This window comes from Streptomyces sp. NPDC002130 (genome assembly GCF_040296465.1).
In the GTDB taxonomy this organism is placed as follows: Bacteria; Actinomycetota; Actinomycetes; order Streptomycetales; family Streptomycetaceae; genus Streptomyces.
This window is the reverse complement of record NZ_JBEOXI010000349.1, coordinates 1-6,864: the sequence shown is the minus strand read 5'-3', so window position 1 is coordinate 6,864 and position 6,864 is coordinate 1. Positions and strand designations below refer to the sequence as shown.

Sequence of the window (6,864 nt, the reverse complement as noted above, 5' to 3'; positions counted from 1 at the left end):
GTCGATCCCGGACGACGCGGTGGAGGACGCGCTGCGCGACGCCGCCCTGTACGACGTGATCACGCGCCGCCCGGGTGGCATCCACAGCAGGGTGGAGCAGGACGGCCGCAACTTCTCCGGCGGGCAGCGCCAGCGCCTGGAGATCGCGCGGGCGCTGGTGCGCCGCCCGAGCATCCTGGTGCTCGACGAGGTGACGAGCGCGCTGGACGCGGAGACCGAGCAGGTCGTGATGGACAACCTGCGCCGGCGCGGCTGCGCCTGCGTGGTGATCGCACACCGGCTGAGCACGGTGCGCGACAGCGACGAGATCGTCGTCCTGCAGCACGGCACGGTCGTGGAGCGGGGACGGCACGAGGACCTGGTGGCCCGCGGCGGCGCGTACGCGGCACTGGTCAGGGAGCGGTGAGATGACGGCCGTTCACGAAGGGCACGACGGCGACCTCGTGCTGGGCGCCTTCGGGCACATGGGCTCGCGCATCGACTGCGCCGGGTTCAACCGGCTCGACCTCGAAGGCCCGCAGGTGCTGTGGCTGGTCGCGTCCGGCGCCGTGGACCTGTTCGCCGTCGACGCCGGACAGCAGGGCCACTGGCACCACTTGGGCCGGCTGGAGGCGGGTTCGCTGGTGCTCGGCCCGGTGCCGGGACCGCAGCACACCCTGGTGGCCCGGCCCCTGCGGGACTGCGTGGTGCACCGCATCGGCCTGCGCGAGCTGTACCAGCCCGCCAACACGGCGACCTGGTCGTACGACGAGTACGGCAACCCGCAGTACGTGCCGCCGACGACGAGTCCGCTGGAGTACGCGCTCGCCCTCGGGGTCGGCCGCAGCCTGTCCATCCTCTTCCAGGCGCCGATGGCGACCGAGCGGGCCGCCGCGCCCACGGACGACGACGTGTTCTGGATGCAGGTGCCGCCGGGCAGCGTGCAGTACGGCTCGCTCTACGGCGCGGAGGCCGCGGCCGATCTGCTGATGGACCCCGCGCTGTGGCAGTCGATGGTCGACCAGCAGTACCGGCTGCTCACCACGCTGGACCGCTGGATCGAGCAGCTGGAGCGCACCCACGAGACGCGCACGGCCGAGGGCATCAAGGCCGGTGAGGCGGTGCGCGCCCAGGCCGACCAGACGCTCCTCGCCTCCATCGGGAAGCGGTCGGGCAAGCGGACCACCTCGGCCGACGCGGACGCCACGTACGCGGCGTGCAAGCTGGTCGGGCAGGCGGCCGGGATCCGGATCACCGAGCCGACCCAGAAGGGCACCGGCGGCGACCGCCTCGACCCGGTCGAGCAGGTCGCCCTGGCCTCGCGCGTCCGGACCCGGGCCGTGCGGCTCGACGGCCGCTGGTGGCGGGACAACGTGGGGCCGCTGGTCGGTCAACGGGCCCTGTCGGGCGCGCCGGTGGCGCTGCTGTGGCGGCGCGGCGGCTATGTCGCGGTGCATCCGTCGACCGGGCGTGAGACGCCGATCGAGAAGGCCAACGCCGAGGAGTTCGAGCCGCGCGCGGTGATGTTCTACCGTCCGCTTCCGGAGCGGGGGCTCAGTCCGCTGGGGCTGCTGCGGTTCTGCATGCAGGGCATGCGCGGTGATCTGACGGGCCTGTTGCTCAGCGGTCTGGTCACGGTGGCGATCGGCGCGCTGGTGCCGGTCGCGACCGGCAAGGTGCTGGGCGAGTTTGTGCCGAAGGCGCAGACGGGCCTGATCGTGCAGGTGTGTCTCGCGGTGATGCTGAGCAGTGTGGTGGCCGCGGCCTTCATGCTGTTGCAGAACCTGACCATCCTGCGGATCGAGGGCCGGATCGAGGCCACGCTCCAGCCGGCGGTGTGGGACCGGCTGCTGAGACTGCCGACGAAGTTCTTCACCGAGCGCTCCACCGGCGAACTGGCCAGCGCGGCCATGGGCATCAGCTCGATCCGCAGGCTGCTGGCGGGAGTCGGGCCGACGGTCGCCCAGTCGGTGACGGTCGGCGCGATGAACCTGGGGCTGCTGTTCTGGTACAGCGTGCCGATGGCGATGGCCGCGATCGGCATGCTGGTCGTCATCGCGTCCGTGTTCCTGGCGCTCGGGCTGTGGCAGGTGCGCTGGCAGCGGCGGTTGGTGGTGCTCGCGAACAAGCTGAACAACCAGGCGTTCCAGACGCTGCGCGGTCTGCCCAAGCTGCGGGTGGCCGCCGCCGAGAACTACGCGTACGCCGCGTGGGCGTCGGAGTTCGCGCGCAGCCGTGAGCTCCAGCAGAAGGTCGGCCGTATCAAGAACCTCACGACGGTGCTGGGCGCGGTGTACCTGCCGCTGTGCACCCTGCTGATGTTCATGCTGCTGGCCGGTCCGGCCCGGGGCTCGATGTCGGCGGCGGCGTTCCTCACCTTCAACACCTCGGTGACGATGGTGCTGACCTCCGTCACCCAGCTGACGGGCTCGTTCGTCTCCGCGGTGGCCGCGCTGCCGCTGTTCGAGGAGATCAAGCCGGTGCTGGACGCGACGCCCGAGGTGCGCACGGCGAGCACCCGGCCGGGTCCGCTGACCGGGGCGATCGAGGCGCGGCGGGTGTCCTTCCGTTACGCGGACGACGGCCCGCTGGTCCTGGACGACGTGTCGTTCGAGGTGCGGCCGGGCGAGTTCGTCGCGGTCGTCGGCCCGAGCGGCTGCGGGAAGTCGACGCTGCTGCGGCTCCTGATCGGCTTCGACCGGCCCGTGTCGGGCAGCGTGCTGTACGACGGGCAGGATCTGGCGGCCCTGGACCAGTCGGCGGTTCGCCGCCAGTGCGGTGTGGTGCTCCAGCACGCGCAGCCGTTCAACGGATCGATCCTGGACGTCATCTGCGGCACCGAGCCGTATACGCCGGAAGAGGCGATGGCGGCGGCGGAGATGGCCGGTCTCGCCGAGGACATCAAGCGGATGCCGATGGGTCTGCACACCATCGTCGCGGGCAGCGGAGCCGTCTCGGGCGGTCAGCGCCAGCGGCTGATGATCGCCCAGGCGCTGATCCGGCGGCCGCGCATCCTCTTCTTCGACGAGGCGACCAGCGCGCTCGACAACGAGACGCAGCGCACGGTCATCGAGAGCACCAAGGCCCTCAACGCCACCCGGGTCGTCATCGCGCACCGGCTGTCCACCGTGATGGACGCCGACCGGGTCGTGGTGATGGAGGACGGCAAGGTCATCCAGCAGGGCCCGCCCGCCCAGCTCCTCGCCGACACGAACGGGCGGCTGCACGAGCTGGTGCGGCGCCAGATGGCGTGAGTCGTCACTCCAGTCCGGGCACGGGCGCGCCGGAGGGCAGGCCGGCCGCGACATAGGCGGCGTACAGGTCCTTCCAGGGTGCGTCGGGCCCGGCGTGCGGACCGGCGGTGCGCTCGCCGCGTGCCCGGGCGTCCAGCATGGTCAGGCACACCTCCCAGCCGGCGCAGTTGCGGGCGGCGGTGTCCTCGGCGGCGAGGACGTCGGTGAGGGTGAAGCGGGTGCGCCGTCCGTCGATCTGCTCCAGGTCGAAGTGGAGTTCGTCGCCGCCCCAGTCGAACGAAAGGTGCCGGGGCGGGTCGACAGCGAGGACCCGGCCGGTGGAGTCCGCCATGTGGGGGTCTCCGGTGAACGTGATCGTGCCGCCGGGGCGCAGCTCGATCTCGGCGCGGGAGGGGAACCAGCGCTCCAGTTCGTCCGGGTCGGTCACGAACTGCCAGACGCGTTCGACGGGATGGTCGTAGACGCGGCTGAAACGGACGGCGGGGCGGCCGTCCTCCAAGGTCAGATAGGTGCCGGTGAGGTCGGCGGTCATGGTGGATCAGTCCTTCCCTGCGGGCGGTTCGGGGGTGCCCTGCGTCTCGTCGAGGCGGCGGCCCAGCGCGTCCAGGCTCTTGTTCCACAGCGCGCGGTACGGGGCGAGCCAGGCGTCCAGGGCGGCGATCGGGCCGGGGTCGAGGGCGTGGACGCGGCGCTGGGCGTCCAGCCGCACCCGGACCGGACCCGCCTCGCGCAGCACCTTCAAATGCTTGGAGGTGCTCGGCTGGCTCAGTCCGCACCCCTCGACGATCTCACCGACGGACCGGGGCCGCTCCAGGAGCAGGGCGACGATGGCCCGCCGACGGGGATCGGCGCCTTGAAGGGGCACAAGCGAAACGTTGCCGTTTCGTTCGGGCTGGTCTAGCCTCGATGTGTACGAAACCGTTTCGTTTACGTACTCATTGCCTTCCTCGTACGCCGTCCTGGAAACGGGTGCTCCCATGCCACAGAAATCCCTCACCGACAGCGCGCCCGAGAGCGCCGCCGCCCGGAGGACGCCCCCTGCGGCCTCACCGAAGCGGTGGTGGATCCTCGCGGTCGTGGCCCTCGCCCAGCTGATGGTGGTGCTGGACGCCACCATCGTGAACATCGCCCTGCCCTCGGCCCAGGCCGACCTGCACTTCTCCGACGGCGACCGGCAGTGGATCGTCACCGCGTACGCGCTGGCGTTCGCCTCGCTGCTGCTGCTCGGGGGCCGGACAGCCGACCTGTTCGGCCGCAAGCCGGCCTTCCTCGTCGGCGTCGTCGGCTTCGCCGCCGCCTCGGCGCTCGGCGGCGCCGCCAACGGCTTCGAGATGCTGGTCGTCGCCCGCGCTCTCCAGGGGGTCTTCGGCGCGCTGCTGGCACCGGCCGCGCTGTCGCTGCTGAACACCACGTTCACCGACGCGCGCGAACGCGCCCGCGCGTTCAGCGTCTACGGGGCCATCGCCGGTGCCGGCGGTGCGGTGGGCCTGCTCCTCGGCGGCATCCTGACCGACGCCCTCGACTGGCGCTGGACGCTGTACGTCAACGTCGTCATCGCCGTGGCCGCCTTCGCGGGCGGCTGGCTCCTGCTCAGCAACCGCCGCGACACCACGACCGCCAAGCTGGACGTGCCGGGCACGATCCTGGTCGCCGGCGGCCTGTTCTCCGTCGTCTACGGCTTCTCCAACGCGGAGACGCACGACTGGGGCTCCCCGCTCACCTGGGGCTTCCTGATCGCCGGCGCCGTGCTGCTGGCCGCCTTCGCCTGGTGGCAGACCCGCGCCGCCCACCCGCTGCTGCCCCTGCGCATCCTGCTCGACCGCAACCGCGGGGCTTCCTTCCTGGCCGTGCTGATCAGCGGCGCCGGCATGTTCGGGGTGTTCCTCTTCCTCACCTACTACCTGCAACTCCACCTGGGCTTCAGCCCCACGAAGACCGGTGTGGCGTTCCTGCCGATGGTCGGTGCTCTGATGGTGATGGCCCAGCTGGGCACCACCGTGCTGCTGCCGCGCCTCGGCCCGAAGACCGTCGTCCCGCTGGGCTTCGCCGTCGCCACCGCCGGCATGGCCTGGCTGACCGGCATCGGCGTCGGCTCCTCGTACGCGAGCGCGGTGCTGCCGCAGCTCGTCGTCATCGGCGTGGGCCTCGGCCTGGTGATGCCGTCGGCGATGCAGCTGGCCACGGGCGGCGTCGCGGCCGAGGACGCCGGCGTGGCCTCCGCGACCGTCAACGCCATGCAGCAGGTGGGCGGTTCGGTCGGCACGGCACTGCTGAACACGCTCGCCGCGAGTGCGGCGACCGACTACCTGGCCGGCAAGGACCCGAGCAGCAAGCTCGTGCGGGCCCAGGCCACGATCGAGAGCTACACCACCGCCTTCTGGTGGTCGGCCGGGTTCTTCGCCGCGGGCGCGCTGATCACCCTGGTCCTGCACCGGCGCGGGGTGCCGCAGCAGGACGCGGAGGCGGCGCCGGTCGTGCACATGTGACCGACCGGGAGCGCCGGGGACCGTCGTGCGCAGGGACACGGCGGTCCCTTTTCTCGCCCCTTCCCCGCTGCCCCGGCTCCCCCGCTGCCGGTGGCGCGTCCTCGCCGGTCCGCCGCCCGCGACCTGTTGGGCGGGCCCGGAATTGGGTACCCACCGGCCATGCGAATCAGCGTGGTGGACGTGGGATCGAACACGGTCAGACTTGTGGTCGCGGACGCTGCGGACGGGGTGCCGCTGCCCGTGCACACCGCCAAATGGCGACTCAGGCTGTCCGAGCAGGTCACACCTGGGGGGCCCATCCCGGAGCAGGCCGTGGCGCAACTCGTCGACGCGGTGGCCGAGGCGGACAGGACAGCCGCCCGGTGGGGGGCGGCGAGCCCGCCGGCCTTCGCGACCGCCGTGGTGCGCAACGCGCCGAACCGACGCGAGGTGCTGCACACCGTCCGCGCCCGTACGGGCGTCGACCTGTGCACCCTGCCCGGCGAGGTCGAGGCCGAACTGACGTTTCTCGGGGCCCGGCGCTGGATGGGCTGGCGGTCGGGGCCGCTCGCGCTGCTCGACATCGGCGGCGGCACACTCGAAGTCGCCTTCGGACGCGGCCGGTTGCCGGACTTCGTGGCGTCGTTGCCGCTGGGGGCGCGGCGGTTGACGCACGAGTTCTTCGAGGACGAGGACCCGCCGTCGCCGGAGCGGGTGCGGGCGCTGCGCCGCAAGGTCCGCCACCAGTTGCGGGACGTAGCGGCGCGGATCCGCTGGGAGGGCCCGCGCACCGCGGTCGCCACCTCCCGCACCTTTCAGCAGCTGGGGCGGCTGTGCGGCGCGGCGCCCGGACGTCACGGCCCGTTCGTGGACCGGCAGATGCACCGCTCCGACCTGCGGGCGGCGATCACGCAGCTGGCCGCCCTGCCCGCCGCCGAACGCGCGCACCTGCCCGGCATCTCCGCACCCCGCGCCGCCCAGAGCCTGGCGGGAGCGGTGGTCGGGCACACCGCGCTGAAGCTGACCGGCATCAAGGCCGTCACCGTCTGCCCCTGGGCGATCCGCGAAGGCGTGCTGCTGCGCCACATCGAGGACGGCCCCTCCTGGTGGGCGGAGGTCGCCCTGCGCAGCGAGGAGGCCGCCCCCGCCGATCCGGTGCCGCTGCG

General features: G+C 72.4%; 6 protein-coding genes. 4 read left to right on the top strand and 2 right to left on the bottom strand.

Going from position 1 to position 6,864, the window contains the following annotated elements:
• Together ABT116_RS37840 and ABT116_RS37835 are read left to right on the top strand one after the other, a co-directional pair.
• Positions 1-406: ATP-binding cassette domain-containing protein (locus tag ABT116_RS37840; RefSeq protein WP_351643893.1), on the top strand; the 406-nt coding region annotated here is incomplete at its 5' end.
• Between the two features lies 1 nt (position 407).
• Positions 408-3,233, top strand: coding sequence for an NHLP bacteriocin export ABC transporter permease/ATPase subunit (locus ABT116_RS37835; protein WP_351643888.1), 2,826 nt, complete (start codon positions 408-410; stop codon positions 3,231-3,233).
• A gap of 4 nt (positions 3,234-3,237) precedes the next feature.
• On the opposite strand, the gene ABT116_RS37830 is transcribed toward ABT116_RS37835, so the two are convergent.
• On the bottom strand, positions 3,238-3,765 hold the full coding sequence (locus tag ABT116_RS37830) for an SRPBCC family protein (protein ID WP_351643883.1): 528 nt from the start codon (positions 3,763-3,765) through the stop codon (positions 3,238-3,240).
• Between the two features lie 6 nt (positions 3,766-3,771).
• On the bottom strand, positions 3,772-4,098 hold the full coding sequence (locus tag ABT116_RS37825) for an ArsR/SmtB family transcription factor (protein ID WP_351643877.1): 327 nt from the start codon (positions 4,096-4,098) through the stop codon (positions 3,772-3,774).
• Positions 4,099-4,210: 112 nt separating this feature from the next.
• Here ABT116_RS37825 and ABT116_RS37820 point away from each other — a divergent pair, with 112 nt between their 5' ends.
• Both ABT116_RS37820 and ABT116_RS37815 read left to right on the top strand, forming a co-directional pair.
• The gene (locus ABT116_RS37820; protein WP_351643872.1) at positions 4,211-5,719 is read left to right on the top strand and encodes an MFS transporter; all 1,509 of its coding nucleotides are present in this window, start codon (positions 4,211-4,213) and stop codon (positions 5,717-5,719) included.
• Positions 5,720-5,878: 159 nt separating this feature from the next.
• Positions 5,879-6,864: Ppx/GppA family phosphatase (locus ABT116_RS37815; RefSeq protein WP_351643866.1), on the top strand; the 986-nt coding region annotated here is incomplete at its 3' end.

Bases quoted from the DNA above. Each gene is read 5' to 3' on its own strand.
- ABT116_RS37835 (WP_351643888.1), top strand. From the start codon at position 408: ATGACGGCCGTTCACGAAGGGCACGACGGCGACCTCGTGCTGGGCGCC.
- ABT116_RS37820 (WP_351643872.1), top strand. From the start codon at position 4,211: ATGCCACAGAAATCCCTCACCGACAGCGCGCCCGAGAGCGCCGCCGCC.
- ABT116_RS37830 (WP_351643883.1), bottom strand. From the start codon at position 3,765: ATGACCGCCGACCTCACCGGCACCTATCTGACCTTGGAGGACGGCCGC.